At 71.3% G+C, this 16,372-nt stretch carries 16 protein-coding genes; 9 read left to right on the top strand and 7 right to left on the bottom strand.

Annotation, left to right across the window (positions count from 1 at the left end):
* The first annotated feature begins 6 nt into the window (after positions 1 to 6).
* Positions 7 to 1,647: a penicillin-binding transpeptidase domain-containing protein gene (locus tag ACFWU9_RS16010; RefSeq protein ID WP_384318622.1), complete on the top strand. Its 1,641-nt coding sequence runs from the start codon at positions 7 to 9 to the stop codon at positions 1,645 to 1,647.
* Positions 1,648 to 1,675: 28 nt separating this feature from the next.
* Here the strand turns inward: ACFWU9_RS16010 and ACFWU9_RS16015 are convergent, their stop codons facing one another.
* Together ACFWU9_RS16015 and ACFWU9_RS16020 are read right to left on the bottom strand one after the other, a co-directional pair.
* The gene (locus ACFWU9_RS16015; RefSeq protein ID WP_384318624.1) at positions 1,676 to 2,854 is read right to left on the bottom strand and encodes an epoxide hydrolase family protein; all 1,179 of its coding nucleotides are present in this window, start codon (positions 2,852 to 2,854) and stop codon (positions 1,676 to 1,678) included.
* 121 nt (positions 2,855 to 2,975) lie between these two features.
* Positions 2,976 to 3,437 carry a VOC family protein gene (locus ACFWU9_RS16020; RefSeq protein ID WP_384318626.1) on the bottom strand — a complete coding sequence of 154 codons (462 nt, stop codon included), beginning with the start codon at positions 3,435 to 3,437 and terminating at the stop codon, positions 2,976 to 2,978.
* A 190-nt stretch (positions 3,438 to 3,627) separates the two neighbouring features.
* Here ACFWU9_RS16020 and ACFWU9_RS16025 point away from each other — a divergent pair, with 190 nt between their 5' ends.
* From ACFWU9_RS16025 to ACFWU9_RS16040, 4 genes are all read left to right on the top strand, one after another.
* Positions 3,628 to 4,116: a MerR family transcriptional regulator gene (locus ACFWU9_RS16025; protein WP_384318628.1), complete on the top strand. Its 489-nt coding sequence runs from the start codon at positions 3,628 to 3,630 to the stop codon at positions 4,114 to 4,116.
* The gene (locus tag ACFWU9_RS16030; protein WP_384318630.1) at positions 4,082 to 5,074 is read left to right on the top strand and encodes an aldo/keto reductase; all 993 of its coding nucleotides are present in this window, start codon (positions 4,082 to 4,084) and stop codon (positions 5,072 to 5,074) included. Before ACFWU9_RS16025 ends, ACFWU9_RS16030 begins: the two co-directional genes overlap by 35 nt.
* Positions 5,075 to 5,175: 101 nt before the next feature.
* A complete protein-coding gene (locus ACFWU9_RS16035) occupies positions 5,176 to 5,685 on the top strand; it encodes a YbaK/EbsC family protein (protein WP_384318633.1) in 510 nt (169 codons plus the stop codon).
* Positions 5,682 to 6,533 (top strand): EamA family transporter, encoded by an 852-nt coding sequence (locus ACFWU9_RS16040; protein ID WP_384318635.1) that lies wholly within the window; start codon positions 5,682 to 5,684, stop codon positions 6,531 to 6,533. The genes ACFWU9_RS16035 and ACFWU9_RS16040 overlap by 4 nt, the downstream gene beginning before the upstream one ends.
* Before the next feature lie 644 nt (positions 6,534 to 7,177).
* On the opposite strand, the gene ACFWU9_RS16045 is transcribed toward ACFWU9_RS16040, so the two are convergent.
* A complete protein-coding gene (locus tag ACFWU9_RS16045) occupies positions 7,178 to 7,579 on the bottom strand; it encodes a hypothetical protein (RefSeq protein ID WP_384318637.1) in 402 nt (133 codons plus the stop codon).
* 495 nt (positions 7,580 to 8,074) lie between these two features.
* On the opposite strand from ACFWU9_RS16045, the gene ACFWU9_RS16050 reads away from it, so the two are divergent.
* Positions 8,075 to 9,448, top strand: coding sequence for a sporulation protein (locus ACFWU9_RS16050; RefSeq protein WP_384318639.1), 1,374 nt, complete (start codon positions 8,075 to 8,077; stop codon positions 9,446 to 9,448).
* A 6-nt stretch (positions 9,449 to 9,454) separates the two neighbouring features.
* On the opposite strand, the gene ACFWU9_RS16055 is transcribed toward ACFWU9_RS16050, so the two are convergent.
* On the bottom strand, positions 9,455 to 10,375 hold the full coding sequence (locus ACFWU9_RS16055) for a phosphotransferase enzyme family protein (RefSeq protein ID WP_384318807.1): 921 nt from the start codon (positions 10,373 to 10,375) through the stop codon (positions 9,455 to 9,457).
* Between the two features lie 120 nt (positions 10,376 to 10,495).
* Here ACFWU9_RS16055 and ACFWU9_RS16060 point away from each other — a divergent pair, with 120 nt between their 5' ends.
* Entirely contained in the window at positions 10,496 to 10,906 is a 411-nt protein-coding gene (locus tag ACFWU9_RS16060) for an ankyrin repeat domain-containing protein (RefSeq protein WP_384318641.1), read from the top strand.
* 13 nt (positions 10,907 to 10,919) lie between these two features.
* Here ACFWU9_RS16060 and ACFWU9_RS16065 read toward each other — a convergent pair whose 3' ends face one another.
* The 3 genes from ACFWU9_RS16065 to ACFWU9_RS16075 all read right to left on the bottom strand — a co-directional run bounded on the left by ACFWU9_RS16065 (position 10,920) and on the right by ACFWU9_RS16075 (position 12,938).
* A complete protein-coding gene (locus tag ACFWU9_RS16065; protein WP_384318643.1) occupies positions 10,920 to 11,870 on the bottom strand; it encodes an SDR family NAD(P)-dependent oxidoreductase in 951 nt (316 codons plus the stop codon).
* A gap of 133 nt (positions 11,871 to 12,003) precedes the next feature.
* Positions 12,004 to 12,720, bottom strand: a complete 717-nt coding sequence (locus ACFWU9_RS16070; protein WP_384318645.1) for a hypothetical protein — start codon at positions 12,718 to 12,720, stop codon at positions 12,004 to 12,006.
* A gap of 2 nt (positions 12,721 to 12,722) precedes the next feature.
* Complete coding sequence (locus ACFWU9_RS16075) at positions 12,723 to 12,938, bottom strand: hypothetical protein (RefSeq protein WP_384318647.1); 216 nt, start codon at positions 12,936 to 12,938, stop codon at positions 12,723 to 12,725.
* A 279-nt stretch (positions 12,939 to 13,217) separates the two neighbouring features.
* Here ACFWU9_RS16075 and ACFWU9_RS16080 point away from each other — a divergent pair, with 279 nt between their 5' ends.
* Together ACFWU9_RS16080 and ACFWU9_RS16085 are read left to right on the top strand one after the other, a co-directional pair.
* Positions 13,218 to 14,267, top strand: a complete 1,050-nt coding sequence (locus tag ACFWU9_RS16080) for an aldo/keto reductase (RefSeq protein WP_384318649.1) — start codon at positions 13,218 to 13,220, stop codon at positions 14,265 to 14,267.
* A gap of 364 nt (positions 14,268 to 14,631) precedes the next feature.
* Complete coding sequence (locus ACFWU9_RS16085; protein ID WP_384318809.1) at positions 14,632 to 16,290, top strand: lyase family protein; 1,659 nt, start codon at positions 14,632 to 14,634, stop codon at positions 16,288 to 16,290.
* Positions 16,291 to 16,372 lie beyond the last annotated feature (82 nt).

Genomic DNA, 16,372 nt, shown 5'->3' on the forward strand with positions numbered 1-16,372 from the left:
GCGCTCATGCGCAGTGGAACGAAGGTCGCGATCGTCGGCGGGGCGTTCATCGTCGTCGCCGGTGGGGTCGGGTACGGGGCGTACAACGTCATCGGCGGGGGCGACGGGGGAAGTACGGACACCCGGCCGGCGTCGGCCGAGGTCAGAACCGGGCCGCCGAGCGCGGAGGAGATCAAGAACACCGCCGAGGAGTTCCTCGCCGCGTGGGCCGACGGCAAGGATCCCGGGCTGGCCGCCGCCTACACCAACAACGCCGCCGCCGCGGAGGAAGCCGTCGCCGGTTTCGGCGAGCAGGCGCACATCACCGGCGCGGTGATCACTCCGGGGCCGGCGACGGGCGCGAAGGTGCCCTTCACGGTCAAGGCGACGGTGAAGTACAAGGGGCTGAGCAAGCCCCTGTCGTACGCCTCCGAGCTGACGGTCGTGCGCGGGGTGACCACGGGGAAGCCGCTGGTCGACTGGGCGCCGACGGTCATCCATCCGAAGCTGACCAAGAACACCAGCCTGGTCACCGGCGAGGCGCCCACCCCGCCGATCAAGGCGGTCGACCGCGACGGGGTCGAGCTGACGGCCGAGAAGTACCCGTCGCTGGCGCCGGTGCTCGACCAGTTGCGGGACAAGTACGGCGAGAAGGCGGGCGGCGAGTCCGGGGTCGAGACCTGGATCCAGACGGACGGCGAGGCCGCGGGCGCGGGAACGGCGCGCAGGACGCTGCTGACGCTCTCCAAGGGCAAGAGCGGCGAGCTGAGGACGACGCTCGACGCGAAGGTGCAGGCGGCGGCCGAGCAGGCGGTGAAGAAGTTCGGCGAGGCGTCGGTGGCGGCCGTGAAGCCGAGCACCGGAGAGATCATCGCCGTCGCCAACAACCGCGAGGACGGCTTCAACGCGGCGATGCTCGGCAAGCAGGCGCCGGGCTCCACGATGAAGATCGTGACGGCGGCGATGCTGCTGGAGAAGGGCCTGGTCGGCGCGGACCGGCCGGCCGAGTGCCCCAAGACGGTGCTCTACCAGGGCACGTCGTTCCACAACCTGGACAACTTCGACATCCAGGGTGGCACGTTCACACAGAGCTTCGCCCGGTCCTGCAACACCGCGTTCATCAAGCTGATCGACGACACGAAGGACGACCACGCGCTGCCCGCGGTGGCGCGGCAGGTCTTCGGTCTCGGGCTGAACTGGCAGACGGGCGTCGCCTCCGCGGACGGCAGCGTCCCGGAGTCGGCCGGGGGCGGGGCGGCGGCGCAGTACATCGGCCAGGGCACGGTCCAGATGAACGTACTGAACATCGCGTCCGTCACGGCCACCACGAAGGACGGCACCTTCCGCCAGCCGGTCATCGTCCCGCGCGAGCTGGACGACCGCGAACTGGCCGTCGCCGAGAGGCGGTTGTCCGATGAGGTGGGCCGGCAACTGCGCGACATGATGCGGGAGACGGCCTCGTGGGGCACGGGCAAGGCGGCGATGGCCGGGCTCGGCGGCGACAAGGGCGCGAAGACGGGCTCCGCCGAGGTGGACGGCCAGGCCACGTCGAACAGCTGGTTCACCGCTTTCCAGGACGACCTGGCCGCAGCGGCAAGCGTCGAATCGGGCGGCCACGGCGGCGACGCGGCGGGCCCGGTGGTGGCGGCGGTGCTGGGGGCGGGGTGAGGGGGGCGGGCCGGGGCACCCCGGCGGTTCAGCCCAGGGCCGCCGGGCGGTAGGGGCGGAAGAACGCGCGCAGTTCCTCCGCGTACAGCTCCGGCTCCTCGAAGGGCGCGAAGTGGCCGCCGCGTGGTGGCTCGGTCAAATGCACGACGTTCGCCGTGCGTTCGAGCCAGGCGCGCGGCGGGCGGGCGATGTCCCCGGGGAAGAGCGAGAAGCCGGACGGCACCTCGACCCGGCGGGCGAGCTGCGCGGGCGGGATCGCGGCGTTCGCGCCGTACATCCGCATCGACGAGGCGATCGTGCCGGTGAGCCAGTACATCGTGACGTTCGTGAGGATCTCGTCCTTCGTGAAGCTCCGCTCGACATGGCCGTCGCAGTCGCTCCACGCCCGCATCTTCTCGACGATCCACGCGGCGAGACCCGCCGGTGAGTCCGTGAGCCCGAACGCGGCGGTCTGGGGTTTCGTACGGTGCATCGCGGCGTACGCGCCCTCGGTCGCGCCCCAGGCCGCCACGCTGTCGAACCAGGCGAGTTCCTCGGGGGCGAGGTCGGCCGGGTCGCCGGTGAAGACGGGCACGCCCGCGTCCGTACGGTGCACGGCCACGATCCGGTCCGGGTGGTCGAGCGCGAGGTAGCGGCTCACATGGCTGCCGATGTCGCCGCCCGCCGCGCCGAACCGGTCGTACCCGAGGACGCCCATCAGCTCCGCCCACAGGCCGGCGACGGCGATGGAGTTGAGGGGCGGGCCGGTGGGGCGGTCGGAGTACCCGTAGCCCGGCATGTCGGGCACGACCACGTCGAACGCGTCGGCGGGGTCGGCTCCGTGCGCGCCGGGATCGGTCAGGAGCGGGATGACCTTCGCGTACCGCCAGAACGAGTCCGGCCAGCCGTGGCTGAGGACCAGCGGCAGCACGGGCCCGGTCGTGTCCTTCGCCCGTACGTGCGCGAAGTGGATCCCGAGGCCGCCGAGCCGGAGCCGGTAGCGGGGGAAGCGGGCGAGTGCCGCCTCCTGCGCCGGCCAGTCGAACCGGTCCGTCCAGTGGGCGACGAGCTCGCGGTGGTAGGCGAGGTCCGTGCCGAGCGACCAGCCGGCGTCCTCGGGCGCGTCCGGCCAGCGCGTGGCGCGCAGCCGTGCGCGGAGGTCCTCCAGCGCCGCGGGAGAGGTCCGCGCGGTGAACGGCTCGGGGCGGGGCGGGGCGGCGTCCGGCATGGCACGCATCCTACGGACCGGGCCCGGCCGGACCGGGCGGACCCACGCCGCGCCGCGCCGCCCGAGACGAACCGAGACGAACCGAGACGAGCCAAACCGATTCGCGCCACCCCAGGCCCCCTCAGTCCAGACAGAACTCGTTCCCCTCGGGGTCCTGCATCACGATGTACCCCGCGCTCATCGGCGGCGCCGGCTCGTCCCGCCGCAGCCGCCTCGCCCCCAGCGCCACCAGCCGCTCGCACTCCGCCTCCAGCGCCGCCATCCGCTCGTCCCCCTCCAGCCCCGGCGCCGCCCGCACATCGAGGTGGACCCGGTTCTTGGCGACCTTGTCCTCCGGCACCCGCTGGAAGAACAACCGTGGGCCCAGCCCGTCCGGGTCCTCCAGGGCGGACTTGCTGTTGCGCTCCTCCTCCGGCACGCCCACCCGCGCCAGGAAGTCGTCCCACGCGGCCAGCGGGTCGGCGCCCTCGGGCAGGTCGACCCCGGGCGGGCCCGGGTGCACGTACCCCATGACCTCGCTCCAGAAGGACGACAGGGCCTGCGGATCGTGGGCGTCGAAGGTGATCTGGATGTGGCGGCTCATCGGTCGCTCCGTTCGTTCGTCTCGTCCATCTCGGTCGTCTCGTCCATCTCGTTCATCTCTGTCGTCTCGTTCGTCCGACTCCGTCTCTCCTCCCCACCCTGGCACCCGACGCGGACAGAACCTGTCCGCCATCTCCGCGCCGGGCACGTCGTTTGACCTGTAGCGCGCTACAGGTTGCACGATGAACGGCATGAGCGGACCCCTGCTTCCCGACGTTCCCCGCGACATCCCGCCGGACGGACTCTCGATCGGCGAGACGGCCGCCCTGACCGGACTCGCCGTCGAGACCCTGCGCTACTACGAGCGCGAGGGGCTGCTGCTCGACCCGGCGCCGCGCGACTCCGGAGGACGCCGCCGCTACCGCGCGAACGACATCGCCTGGATCGCCGGGCTGGTCATGCTCCGGGAGACGGGGATGCCGATCGCGGACATGCGGGTCATGGCCGATCTCAGCCGCCGCCCCGGTACCGACGCCGAACGTCTGGAGTTCCTGGAGCGCCACCGCGAACGCGTCGTCGAGGCGATGGCACGCACCCGACAGCATCTGTACGCCATCGACCAGAAGATCGACGCGTACCGGCGAGCCGCGAACCCCGACGCGAACCCCGCCGCGAAACAAGCCTCAGAAGAAGGAGAGAGACGGAATGGGAACGACGATGAGGACCACGGCGCTCGGTGACGGGCTGCGGGTCTCCGCGATCGGCCTCGGTGCCATGGGCATGAGCGCCTTCTACGGCACCAGTGACGAGAAGGAGTCGATCGCGACGCTGCGGCACGCCGTGGACCGGGGCGTCACCTTCATCGACACGGCTGAGGCGTACGGCCCGTTCGAGAACGAGAAGCTGATCGCCCGCGCCCTGGGCGACCGCCGTGCCGAGGTCACCCTGGCGACGAAGGCCTCGTCGGAGACGGACGACGACGGCACGGTGCACGGCCGCAACGGCACCCCCGCGTACATACGCCGCGCCGCCGACAGGTCCCTGCGGCATCTGGGTACCGACGTCATCGACCTGTACTACCTGCACCGCGTGGACCCGGACGTGCCGATCGAGGAGTCCGTCGGCGCGATGTCGGAACTGGTCGCGGCGGGCAAGGTCCGCCACATCGGACTCTCCGAGGCATCGGCGGAGACGATCCGCCGCGCGCACGCGGTCCATCCGCTGGCGGCCGTCCAGTCGGAGTTCTCCCTCTTCTCGCGGGACGTGCTGGAGAACGGCGAGAAGGCCGTGATGGACGAGCTGGGCATCGGCTTCGTCGCTTTCTCACCACTCGGGCGCGGGGTCCTCACCGGCGGCGTACGGAGTCTCGACGACCTCGACGCGGACGACGCCCGCCGTGGTCTGCCCCGCTTCCAGCCGGAGGCCTTCGCCGCGAACCGCGCACTTGTCGGACGCGTCGAAGCGATCGCGGCGGAGAAGGGTGTCGGCGTCGCCCAGGTGGCACTCGCCTGGCTGCTGCACCAGGGGGTCGTCCCCATACCCGGCACGCGCCACCGCTCCCGGCTCGACGAGAACGCCGCCGCGGCGGATGTCGTCCTGTCGCGGGACGAGCACCGGCGGTTGACGGAGGCGCTGCCCGCCGCCGAGATCGTGGGCGGGCGTCACTCCGCCCCCGTGGCCGAGGGGAAGGACCGCTGAGCGCGGGCGCATGAGCGCCCCCGCGCCCGTGGGCGGGCACGGCATTTCGGCCGGTGAAACAGGTTCGCCCTCACGCTGTCGATGCCGCTAGCGTGCCCGCCATGAGCGATTCCGGCGGCACGCCTGACACCCCGGCCCATCCTCGTTTCGTCGAGGCCCTGCGCGACCTGGGCATCGACGATCTCGTCGGCGAGGTGCGCAGCTTCCCCGACGCCACCCGTACGGCGGCCGAGGCCGCCGCCGCCATCGGCTGCGGGCTCGGCGAGATCGTCAAGTCGCTGGTCTTCGAGGCCGACGGCGTCCCGGTCCTGGTGCTGATGGACGGCGCCTCGCGCGTCGATGTGGAGCGCGTACGGCAGGAGTTGGGCGCCGGGAAGGTCACGCGGGCGCGCGCCGATCTCGTACGGGAGACGACCGGGTACGCCATCGGAGGCGTACCCCCCTTCGGCCACCGCACCAGGACACGCGTGCTGGCCGACCGGGGTCTGCTCGACCACGACGTGGTGTGGGCGGCGGCCGGTACCCCGCACACCGTCTTCCCGATGGATCCCAAGAGCGTGGTCGCGTACGCGGACGGCACCCTGGTGGACGTCCGCGAGCGCATGGCGTGACGCCGGCCGTCGCCGCCGCCGTCCTCCTGGCGGCCGTCACCCACGCCACCTGGAACGCGATCGCGCACACCATCAAGGACCAGCTGGTCGCCTTCACCCTGATCGCCGGCGGCGGCACCGTGCTCGGCGCGCTCGCCGCCTGCTTCGCGCCCTTCCCGGCCGCCGCCGCGTGGCCGTATCTGATCGCCTCCGCCGTACTGCACGTCGGCTACCAGTCCCTGCTGATGCGCTCGTTCAGCCTCGGCGACTTCGGCCAGATGTATCCGATCGCGCGCGGTACGGCGCCCCTGCTGGTGACCGTCCTGGCGGCGGTCTTCGTGCACGAGTCGCTGGACCGCTGGCAGGCGACAGGGGTCGCGGTCGCCTCGGCGGGGCTGGTCGGCGTGGCCCTGTGGGGCATGCGGAAGGCGGACAGCGCACCGCAGTGGCCCGCGCTGCTGGCCGCGCTCGCGACGGGGGTGTCGATCGCCGCGTACACCGTGGTGGACGGGGTGGGCGTACGCGAGTCGGGCACCCCTCTCGGCTACATCGGCTGGCTGATGATCCTCCAGGGCTCACTGATCCCGCTCTACGCCCTGCACGCCCACCGCGCCGGCCTCTTCGCCCGCCTGCGCCCCCACATCGGCCTCGGCCTGCTCGGCGCGACACTCTCGGTCGGCGCGTACGCCCTGGTGCTGTGGGCCCAGACCCGCGCCCCACTCGCCCCGATCGCGGCGCTGCGTGAGTCGTCGATCATCGTGGGGGCGGCGATAGGAGCCCTGTTCTTCAAGGAACGCTTCGGCACCCCCCGCATCGCGGCGGCGGGCCTGATGGTGCTCGGCATCGGCCTGATGCTGCACACGAGCTGAGAAAGGCACCTGGGTGGTGCCGCTGGCCGGTGCGGGTCGCGGACACGGCGGATGGGCAGGGTCTGGTCCCTCCCGGTTCTCTGGTGCGGGTGAGGCCGGACATGAACCAGTTCCCGAGGCCAACTGCGATGAAGAGCACCGAACAGGGTGAGCGGTACAACTTCCCACCACCGCGCCACATCGACGGGGTGAGCCAGCCCATTGTCCGCAAGGCCATCGCGGACTACGCGCAGAAGGGCTCATCGAACTCATCCACGCCAAGGGCAGCTACGTCCGGACCGTGCCCGCCCCAGCCACTTTGAGGCGAGCCTCGAAGATCATGGCCCCAACGTTGTGCTTCAACGAGCAGGTTCTCAGACGGCCCGACGCGCCGCACGCTTACGGGGCCATGATCACTTGCCCCGAAGCAACTCCAACCCAAAGCCGCTCCACATCGAACCCGCGTCCCGGTGCTGTTGATGTCCGCAAGTCCCCTTCCCCGCAGGCCGGCTGACCTTTGGCCTTGTCTGGCCACGCCGATGAGAGCCCGACGACGCCGGTGCCATTGGCGCCGGGGTTCGTGATCGTTCGAGACCGATCCGCGACCGGGACCACCCCAGTTGCTTCCAGGGCCGGGGCGGTCCGGTGTTGTGTGAGTGGTGGGCTTACGGGTCGGGGATCGGGTGGGAACCGGGGCGGGCTGGTGTTTCGGGGGTGCGTGCGTGGCCGGGATCGGCGGGGTGGGCCCCTGTTGCCGGCACCGCCTCATCCAGCTCGGCATCCTCGTCCGGTGATCCGAGGCGTGATCCTCTGCTCTCGGCCACTCGTAGCGCGTCGCGTAGGGCCTCGCACAGTCGGGTGCTGAGGAAGCGCAGTTCGCGGGCGCTGACCTTGTCCTCCTTGAGCATCGCCGCAGCATGATCGAGCAGGGTGTCGGCTGTACGGAGCTGGATCTGTTCCATCTCGTTGGCCAGTGTGGACAGGTAGCTGTGGCCGTCGTCGGTGACGAGGTAGGAGCGTTGTCCGTCCTCGCCCGGCCAGGGGAGCAGTCGTGCTTGTGTGCTCACGTCGACACCGCCAAACAGTGCACTGCGCACCGCAGTCCTGCTTGGCAGCGGCATTCGTGTCGCTCGAGCCGGTGCTCGTGCGCCAGGACGTGGGGCCGGATGAGTCCGGCATCTTCGCCGCTCGTCATGGGCCAGACGTATGGGTCGCGTACGCGAGGCGATGCCATCGTCGGTACGTCTGTTAGATCGCTGTCGTCGCCGGGCCGGGGCAGTAACAGGCTGATCAGCCGCTCGAGAACCCTGCCGATGCTGTTCCGCATGTCGACCTGCTTTCACCCGGTGGGCCATGCCCCGGGGTGCCGTCACGCACCGCCGGGGTGTCTTGTCTCGACAGTCAACGACCCTCCTTGAACGGGCGGCAGCGTTCACAAGGGGGTTCGTGTGCACGCCGGGGTTCGGGAGGTTCGCTCCAGGGGGTTCACGGTGAACCCCCTGGAGCGAAAACCGCTGTGACAGGATGAACACTTGGAGTGATGCCGGGGGTGAGAGCAGGGCGTGCGCAAAGACCCGAACCATCAGCTGGCCGCTGTCATGGCGGAGGCCGGAGCTTCAAACAAAGGCCTGGCCAGGAGAGTTCGCGAAGTGGCTCAGCGGCACGGCGACCACTTAGGTACCACGCATGTCGCTGTTCAGCGGTGGTTGGACGGTGGCGGGATTCAGCGTCAGACCGCCGGATACGTCGCCGAAGCACTGGGCGACAAACTGCGGCGGAGGATCACGCCGAACGATCTGGGCTTCCCGGTTGCGGCGCCGGCCCGGATGCCCGTAGGTACCACCCTCTATGGCGGTTCCCTCGCCGAGACTCTCCGCACCCTGGAAACCCTCACACATCAGCGCCCGGAGGACGGGCCGGGTGACGAACTCCCTTTGCCCGAAAGCGATGTGCACTCAGCCGCGCTGTCGTGGCTCGTCTCGCGCCCGGACGGCTTGCCCACGCATGCGCCTGCCGCACGCCGAGTCGGTATGCGTGACGTCGCCGCGATCCGCACCGCCGCCGGGTTCTTCATGCAGTTGGACTTCCAGTTCGGTGGTGGCCACGCGCACAAGGCGTTTCGTCACTACTTCCGTGAAGACGTACTGCCTCTGCTGAGCGCCAGCTACAGCGCGAAGGTCGGGGAAGCTCTGTTCCAGGCCGCATCTGAGATGTCCCAGCTCCTCGCGTGGAGCGCGTACGACAGCGGCAACCACGCCTTGTCCGGCCGCTACATGATGTCGACGCTCCGTCTGACGCAGATCATCGGTGACCGTGTGATGGGCGCCCGCATCCTGACGAACATGAGTCACCAGGCCAACTACCTGGGCCAGGCATCTCGCGCCGTCATGCTCGCGCGCGCCTCCGTAGAAGGGGCGCGAGCCACCGCAACACCACGTGCCATGGTCCTGTTCTCCGCCCACGAGGCTCGCGCGCTCTCCACCTCGGGGGATCGGAAGGGCGCCGGTCGTGCGATGAACGAGGCAGAGCGGTTCTTCCAGAGCGCCGACAGCGCCGAGGACCCCGAGTGGCTGGCCTACATGGACGAAGCGGAGTTGATCGGTGAGTTCTGCCACTGCTTCCGTGATCTCGGACAAGGGCCCGACGCTGTTCGGTTCGCGGAGCGGGCCGTTGAGCTCACCGATCCCAAGTACGCCCGGACACTCGGCTTCTGTCGCATGGTTCTCGCCCAGAGCCACCTGCTCGATGGCGACCTTGAAGCCGCCGTCGCGACTGCCGGACTCGCGGTCGAAGAAGGGGATGCTCTGCAGTCCGCTCGCTTTCAGCGCTACGTCGGTGACTTCCAGCGTGAGGTCTCGGTCCACGCGCACAATCCCGTCGTCCAGCAGTTCAACAGGGACGTACAAGCCGCGATGCAGCGCCTGAACGACGAGTAAGCAGGCTCAGCCCGGGCTCCAGTCGCGCGGCGCGTCCTCATCGCGGAGCGAGGCGATACGGCGGGTGTACTCCGCTGCTGTCCGGTCGCTCTCCGAGACGTTCTGCATCAGCCACGTCGTCATGTTGAACTCCTGCAACGACCGCAAGGTGGGGAACCCCGCCCACGAGCGCAGATCCCGGCCGTAGGCGCCGACGAACGCCCCGTACTCCTCCCGAGTCTGCCAGCCCAAGCTGTGATGCTCGGTGGCCGTGACCATCAGGTCCCACTCCGGGTGGTCGTGACTGAATCTCTCCAAATCGATCAGGATCACCCGGTCAGTGCGGTCCACCATGAGGTTCTGTACGTGAGCGTCCCCGTGTACGGGGCCCTTCCGCGACTCGAAGCGCAACTCCCCCACCCGGCAGCGGAGTTCACGTGCGCGCTTGTGCAGGAACGCGCGGTCGTCCTCCGGTATGCCGGTCGCCGCTCTGATGCGTCGGTCTGTCCGGTCCAGCACCGGGTATGGGGGGAGACACAAGGAAGCAGGCAGGTTGAGCGAGTGGAGATCGCGGAGGACGGCCCCCAGCTCGCCGTACGTCGGCTTGCGGTCGCTCTCCTCGATCAGGTGCCAGAACGTCACCGGGTGACCGTCGACGACCACCGGTTGCTCCAGATCATCCAGAACCCTCGTCGCCGGGAAGCCCTCACCGGCCAGCCAGCGCGATACGGCGACCTCACCCCGGGCGGACTCCAGATACTCAATCGACCGAGCGACCCGGACCACCACCGGATGCGCCTCCAAGCGGAACAGAGCGTTCTCACCCAGGCGGATCAAACGGGCGCCGTCACCATCAAGCCCCACCTGCCGACATGCCGCAGCCACCACCCGCGTAGCGACGGCCGAGGTGAAGCCTTCTCCCGCGCTCCGCTCAGCACCAGACGGCATGCCCCTACCAACTCCCTCGGATCCACGGACCTGCCATGCGACCACCGCGCACAGTCACGGCAGAATCCATACTGGTAGAACCGAGCCGCAGACCACGACAAACAAGAAGCCGGGACCCCGATGAACAACCGACGGCGCAAGAAGCTGGCACGGCGGCTGGTGTGGGCGGGTCGGCTCGGGCGGACGGCGGAGGTCCGGGCCCTACTCCGGGCCGGTGCGCCCGCGCAGGCGTGCGACTCCGAGGGGTCGACTCCCCTGTACGCGGCGTCCGTTCACGGTGACGCCGAGTCCGTACGCCTGCTGCTGGCCGCGGGCGCGCTGCCCGACACCGAGAGCGGGGACGGCACCGAGGGCACGCCGCTCTGCGGGGCCGCGTGCTGGGGACATGACGACGCTGTACGCGAACTGCTGGCGTACGGCGCCGATCCGCGGCTGCGCGAGGACGGCGGCACCGGCCGCTCGCCGCTGGAGTGGGCCAGGACCGGTCCGTACCCGGAGACCGTACGACTGCTGAAGGACGCCGGCGCCTGAACCGACGGACCCGTCACCCCCGCTCCGCCGCCGCCAGCATGTCGAGCGAGACCTGCCACAACCGCTCGGCCGCCGACGGGTCCTGGGCGTGGGGGGCCACTCCGCCGGAGGTGCCCTCGCGGTGGGGGTGGGCCTCGTTGCAGTCCTCGAAGTAGCGGCCGCCGATGCCTTCGAGGCCCGGCCATGTCGCCACCAGCACGGAGGTCGCCGCGCCCTGCTGGGGGGTCTTGAACGAGTAGCCGGAGGCCACCGCCTTGTCGAGTTCCTCCCGGCTCATGTGGCGGGACAGATTCGTCATGACCGCGCCGGGATGGACGGCGTTGGCGGTGATGCCGTCGGCCGCCCAGCGGCGGTTCGCCTCGATGGTGAAGAGGACGACCGCCGTCTTGGACTGGCCGTAGGCGAGTCGGGTGTCGAACACGCCCTCCCGGAAGTCGATGTCGTCGAACCTCATCCCCTGGAGCAGATGCCCCACCGAGGTGAGCGCGACGATCCGGGCCCGGTCCGCGTCGGCGAGCGCCCCGTGCAGGCCGGTGGCGAGCGCGAAGTGGCCGAGGTGGTTCGTCGCGAACTGGAGCTCCCAGCCCTCCGGTGTGCGCACCTCGGGCGTGTACATCACACCGGCGTTGTTGATCAGGATGTGCAGCGGCCCCTCCCACGCGGCGACGAAGTCGGCGACCGACCGCCGGTCGGCGAGGTCGAGCGGTACGACGGACAGTCGTCTGCTGCCGGTGGTGCCGGTGATGTCCTCGGCGACGCGCTCGCCGGTGTGCGTGTCCCGTACGGCCAGGGTGACCTCGGCGCCCGCGCCGGCGAGGGCGCGGGCGGTCTCGACGCCGATGCCGGAGGAGGCCCCGGTCACCACGGCGCGGCGGCCGGTGAGGTCGATACCGGCGACGACCTCGGCGGCCGTGGACCCGGCGTCGAAGGGGGTGGTGATGGGGCTGGTGGGGTCGGTGGTCATGGGGGGACTGCCTCTCTGCGGTCTCTGGGGGCGTCGCCGAAACCGGTCACCGCTTCTCGGCCGACGCCTCTCAAGCCAACCACCGGGCAGGCGTCGTTCGGCGGAGGCCGCGAAGCCCGTTTCCAGCTGCCCGTCAGGCGCCCGGCGGAGGGGGCGCGGGCAGCCGCCAGTACTGGCGTTTCCTCTCGTCGCGGATCGCCAGGCCCAGACCGTTCAGTTCGTCGCGCAGTGCCCGTACGTCCTCCGCCGTGCCGGTCTTGCCCATGGCGTGCGCGCGGGCGCTCAGCAGGGCGTTCGCGCCCACCGGGAGACCGGGGGTGTCGGGGACCCAGAGATGGAACTCGGCCTTGTGCGGGTCCTCCGGGGCCCAGTTCCAGCCGTGGGCGGTGAAGGCGGCGGCCAGGTCGGCGCGCTCCAGGTCGCAGGGCTCGCGGGCCGCCTCCTCGGTGTGACGGCCGAGCAGTACGAGGGACTTGGCGTCCAGGAAGACCGCGTCGACATCGGCGCGGCGCAGTTCGCGGGTCTCGTCGCGGATCGTCAGCGTCACCCGGGTGTCCGACACCCGTACGGTCAGCGACTCGTGCAGCGCGATGAACCCCACCAGCGTCCCGAGCAACGCGCCCGCCGTCAGCGCGACGACGGTGAGCCAGGGCTCGGGGACGGAGTCCAGCAGTTTCGCCGGGGCCTTCAGCGGGGCCCAGCCCAGGGTCACCAAGCGGTCGGCGAGCAGTTTGGCCAGCCAGCCGGCGACCACCCCCACCGCGGCGAACGCCGGGACCAGCCAGGCCGGTTGGGTCAGGACGGTGACCTCGGCCGACTCGGAGGGCCTCGGTCCTTTGGCCAGATCCATGCTCAGACGGCCACGTGCTTCTTGACGACGTCGGACAGGAGGCCCGCGCCGACCCCGAGCAGTGTGATCACGACGTAGCCGAGGACCTCGTGTCCGTCGGGAATGACGAAACGGGAGAAGCCGAAGAACGTCGGCATCCAGTCGACCCACTGGTGGAGCAGGCCGGTGACGCCGGACGCGACCAGTACGAAACTGATGAATCCCAGAATTGCCTTCATGTGCCGAGGCTAGGAAAACGGCGTCCGGGGCGGCATCGGCCGAAGGGATTCGCGGGGGTGACCAAAGTATCGGCCGCGCGGGGCGGGTGGGGCTGACGCCTGGGACCTTCCCGCCGCACCGGGCGCACCGGGCGCACCGGGCGCACCGGGCGCACCGGGCCGCCGTACGCGCCGGGCGGGCCGGGCGGGCCACCCGTGGCGCTTGCCTTCGACCGCACTCGAAGTCCTAGAGTGCCCGCGTACGGCCCGACGGGGGTCTGACCAGCGAGGGAGTACCACATGCGTTACCGCACGCTCGGCGGCACCGGTATCGAGGTGAGCGCCCACTGCCTCGGCGCGATGATGTTCGGTCTGGTCGGCAACGGTGACCACGACGACTGCGTACGCATCATCCACTCGGCGCTCGACCGGGGCGTCAACTTCGTCGACACGGCGGACATGTACTCCACCGGTGAGTCCGAGGAGATCGTCGGCAAGGCACTCAAGGGCCGGCGCGACGACGTCGTCCTCGCGACCAAGGTGCACTTCCCGATGGGCGAGGGGCGCAACCGGGGCGGCAACTCACGGCGCTGGATCATCAAGGAGGTCGAGGAGAGCCTGCGTCGGCTGGACACGGAGTGGATCGACCTCTACCAGATCCACCGGCCCGACCACAGGACGGACATCGAGGAGACCCTCTCCGCGCTGACCGATCTGGTGGCACAGGGCAAGATCCGGGCCTTCGGCTGCTCGACGTTCCCCGCCGAGGAGATCGTGGAGTCGCATGTGGTGGCCGATCGCCGCGCGCTCCACCGGTTCCGGACCGAACAGCCGCCGTACTCGATCCTGGCGCGCGGCATCGAGACGTCCGTGCTGCCGGTCTGTCAGCGGTACGGGATGGGCGTACTGACGTGGAGTCCGCTCGCGTCGGGCTTCCTCACCGGCAAGTACCGCAAGGGCGGCGCCATCGACCTGACCTCGGGCCGCGCCGCGCTCACCCCGGCCCGGTTCGATCCCACGTCGCCGGTGACCATCGCCAAGCTGGAGATCGTGGAGGAGCTGGCCGCGCTGGCGGAGAGCATCGGCTGCTCGCTGCCGGACCTGGCGGTCGCGTTCACCCTCGCGCATCCGGCGGTGACCTCGGTCATCATCGGCCCGCGCACGATGGAGCAGCTGGACGGGCTGCTGGCGGGCGCCTCGCTCATCCTGGACGACGCGACACTCGACCGTATCGACGAGATCGTGGCACCGGGAACGAACGTCTACCACCCGGACGGCGCCTGGACGGCCCCGGTGCTCGCGGACCCGTCACTCCGCCGCCGCCCACTGGCGGACCGCGCGGCGGCGTAGCCACGGGTTGCGCCCGGCGCACGCGCCCGTTCGGCCTGCGGGCGGGCCCGTTCCGGCGATAGCCGCCCGTGGGAGCTGAGAGCCGGCTTCACTCCGCGCCGCCCCGCCGCGTAAGCCCGAGCGCGCTCGCCCCCGCCCCCCTCGCCCTTCGCGTGGCTGGACGCGCTTTCGCGGGGGATTCTGGGGGTGAAGGCCCGCACGTGTCGGTGTGATGGTGGGCGTCGTCGTGACGAGGAGACGGTTGTCCTTGACTGCTGATTCCGCGGGTTCCGGTTCTCCCTCCCCCGACGCCGGGCTGCTCTCGCCCGGCCCGGCGGGGTCCGCCGCCGAGGCGGCGACCGGCGATGTCTCCTTCCTCCGGGCCATGCTCGACGCCGAGGCGGCGCTGGCCCGCGCGCAGGCGGCGGTCGGTCTCACCCCGACGGCCGCGGCCGAGGTGATCACGGCGGCGGCGGGGGCGGCCGAGCGGTTCGACGTACGGGACGTGGCGCTGCGGGCGCGCGCCGGGGGCAATCCGGTGGCTCCCCTGGTGGCGGATCTGACGGCTGCCGTGGACGCCGAGGACACCGGTACGGGGAGTCCCACGGACGCGGCGCGGTACGTCCACCGGGGCGCGACCAGCCAGGACATCGTGGACACGGCGATGATGCTGGTAGCCACCCGCACGCTGCCGCTGATCCTGGCGGATCTGGACCGTACGGCGGACACGCTCGCCGTCCTCGCCACGGCGCACCGCACGACCCCGATGGCGGGGCGCGCCCTCACGCAGCACGCGGTCCCGACGACGTTCGGGCTGAAGGCGGCGGGCTGGCTCTCGTCGGTACGGGACGCCCGTACCCGGTTGGCGGCGGTCCGGCCGCCGGTCCAACTGGGCGGTTCGGCGGGCACGTTGGCGGCCTTCGCCCCCGTCGGGGACGCGGTGGACGGCCGGCCGGAGAGGACCTCCACCGCCGGGTCCCCCGAGCCCGTCTACGACCTGACCGGTGCGCTGGACAGCTCGGTGGACAGCCCGCCCGAGCCGTTGCCGGACTATCCGGCCGGCCCCGACCACGTGTTCGAGCCGGGGCCGGGGACCGGCCCCCCGCCCGAGGAACCGGTCTACGACCTCGCGGGCGCGGCACCCGCCCTCTCCAACGGCGGGCCCGAGGCGGCGACCCCGGACAGAGCCCCGGCCCCCGGCGCCTCCGGAAGCGACCCCGGCGTACGGCTTCTCGCCGCCTACGCCGATCAGCTCCCCCTCGCCGAACCGACCCTGCCGTGGCACACCCTGCGTACCCCCGTCGCCGATCTCGGCGCGGCCCTCGCCTTCACGGCGGGCGCGCTCGGGAAGGTGGCCGCCGATGTGCTCGTGCTGTCCCGGACCGAGATCGGGGAGGTGGCCGAGGCGCGCGGCGGCGACCCGTCCGCGATGCCGCACGAGCGGAACCCGGTGCGGGCCACCCTGATCGCCGCCGCCGCGCGGCAGGCGCCCGCGCTCGCCGCCGTACTGCTGGGCGCCCTCGTCGCCGAGGACGAACGCCCCGCCGGCCCCTGGCACGCCGAGTGGCAGCCGCTGCGCGAGCTGCTGCGGCTGACCGGCGCGGCCGCCCACGACGCCGCCGAACTCATCCGCGGCCTGCGTGTCTTCCCCGACCGGATGCGGGACAACCTCGGGCTCACCCGCGGCCGGCTCGTCGGCGAACGGCTCATGGCGGCCCTGGTCCCGGCCGTCGGCGAGACCCGCGCGAAGGAAGTGGTCGGCGCCGCGGCCCGCCTCTCGGCGGGTGCCGGTATCCCGCTCGCGCAGGCGCTGACGGAGACCGACCCGGCGGTCGCCGAGCTGATCGGGGAGGAGCGGCTGCGCGCCCTCACGGACCCGGCCGGTTATACGGGCTCCGCCCCGGCCCTCGTGGACCGCGCCCTCGCGGAACACGCCGCCGCCACGAGCGCGTCGGCCGAGGCCGCCCTCACCGAGACCGCGCTCACCGAGGGCGAAGGCGAGGGCGAGGGCCCGTCGGCCGGTCCCGCGGCGGCGCCCCGATGACCGGCGGAGGCGGAGGGTCCGGGCGCTGCTCCGTACGGACGCGTCCGGCCGGCTCCGGCGTCGGCGTCGTGCAGTCGGAACG

The sequence above is a fragment of the Streptomyces sp. NPDC058653 genome, from assembly GCF_042716895.1.
Taxonomy (GTDB): domain Bacteria; phylum Actinomycetota; class Actinomycetes; order Streptomycetales; family Streptomycetaceae; genus Streptomyces.

Excerpts from the sequence above, each read along its gene's own strand:
- ACFWU9_RS16065 (WP_384318643.1), bottom strand. The coding sequence starts at position 11,870 with ATGACCACCGACCCCACCAGCCCCATCACCACCCCCTTCGACGCCGGG.
- ACFWU9_RS16060 (WP_384318641.1), top strand. The coding sequence starts at position 10,496 with ATGAACAACCGACGGCGCAAGAAGCTGGCACGGCGGCTGGTGTGGGCG.
- ACFWU9_RS16015 (WP_384318624.1), bottom strand. The coding sequence starts at position 2,854 with ATGCCGGACGCCGCCCCGCCCCGCCCCGAGCCGTTCACCGCGCGGACC.
- ACFWU9_RS16035 (WP_384318633.1), top strand. The coding sequence starts at position 5,176 with ATGAGCGATTCCGGCGGCACGCCTGACACCCCGGCCCATCCTCGTTTC.
- ACFWU9_RS16025 (WP_384318628.1), top strand. The coding sequence starts at position 3,628 with ATGAGCGGACCCCTGCTTCCCGACGTTCCCCGCGACATCCCGCCGGAC.
- ACFWU9_RS16055 (WP_384318807.1), bottom strand. The coding sequence starts at position 10,375 with ATGCCGTCTGGTGCTGAGCGGAGCGCGGGAGAAGGCTTCACCTCGGCC.
- ACFWU9_RS16020 (WP_384318626.1), bottom strand. The coding sequence starts at position 3,437 with ATGAGCCGCCACATCCAGATCACCTTCGACGCCCACGATCCGCAGGCC.
- ACFWU9_RS16070 (WP_384318645.1), bottom strand. The coding sequence starts at position 12,720 with ATGGATCTGGCCAAAGGACCGAGGCCCTCCGAGTCGGCCGAGGTCACC.
- ACFWU9_RS16075 (WP_384318647.1), bottom strand. The coding sequence starts at position 12,938 with ATGAAGGCAATTCTGGGATTCATCAGTTTCGTACTGGTCGCGTCCGGC.
- ACFWU9_RS16085 (WP_384318809.1), top strand. The coding sequence starts at position 14,632 with ATGCTCGACGCCGAGGCGGCGCTGGCCCGCGCGCAGGCGGCGGTCGGT.
- ACFWU9_RS16080 (WP_384318649.1), top strand. The coding sequence starts at position 13,218 with ATGCGTTACCGCACGCTCGGCGGCACCGGTATCGAGGTGAGCGCCCAC.
- ACFWU9_RS16030 (WP_384318630.1), top strand. The coding sequence starts at position 4,082 with ATGGGAACGACGATGAGGACCACGGCGCTCGGTGACGGGCTGCGGGTC.
- ACFWU9_RS16010 (WP_384318622.1), top strand. The coding sequence starts at position 7 with ATGCGCAGTGGAACGAAGGTCGCGATCGTCGGCGGGGCGTTCATCGTC.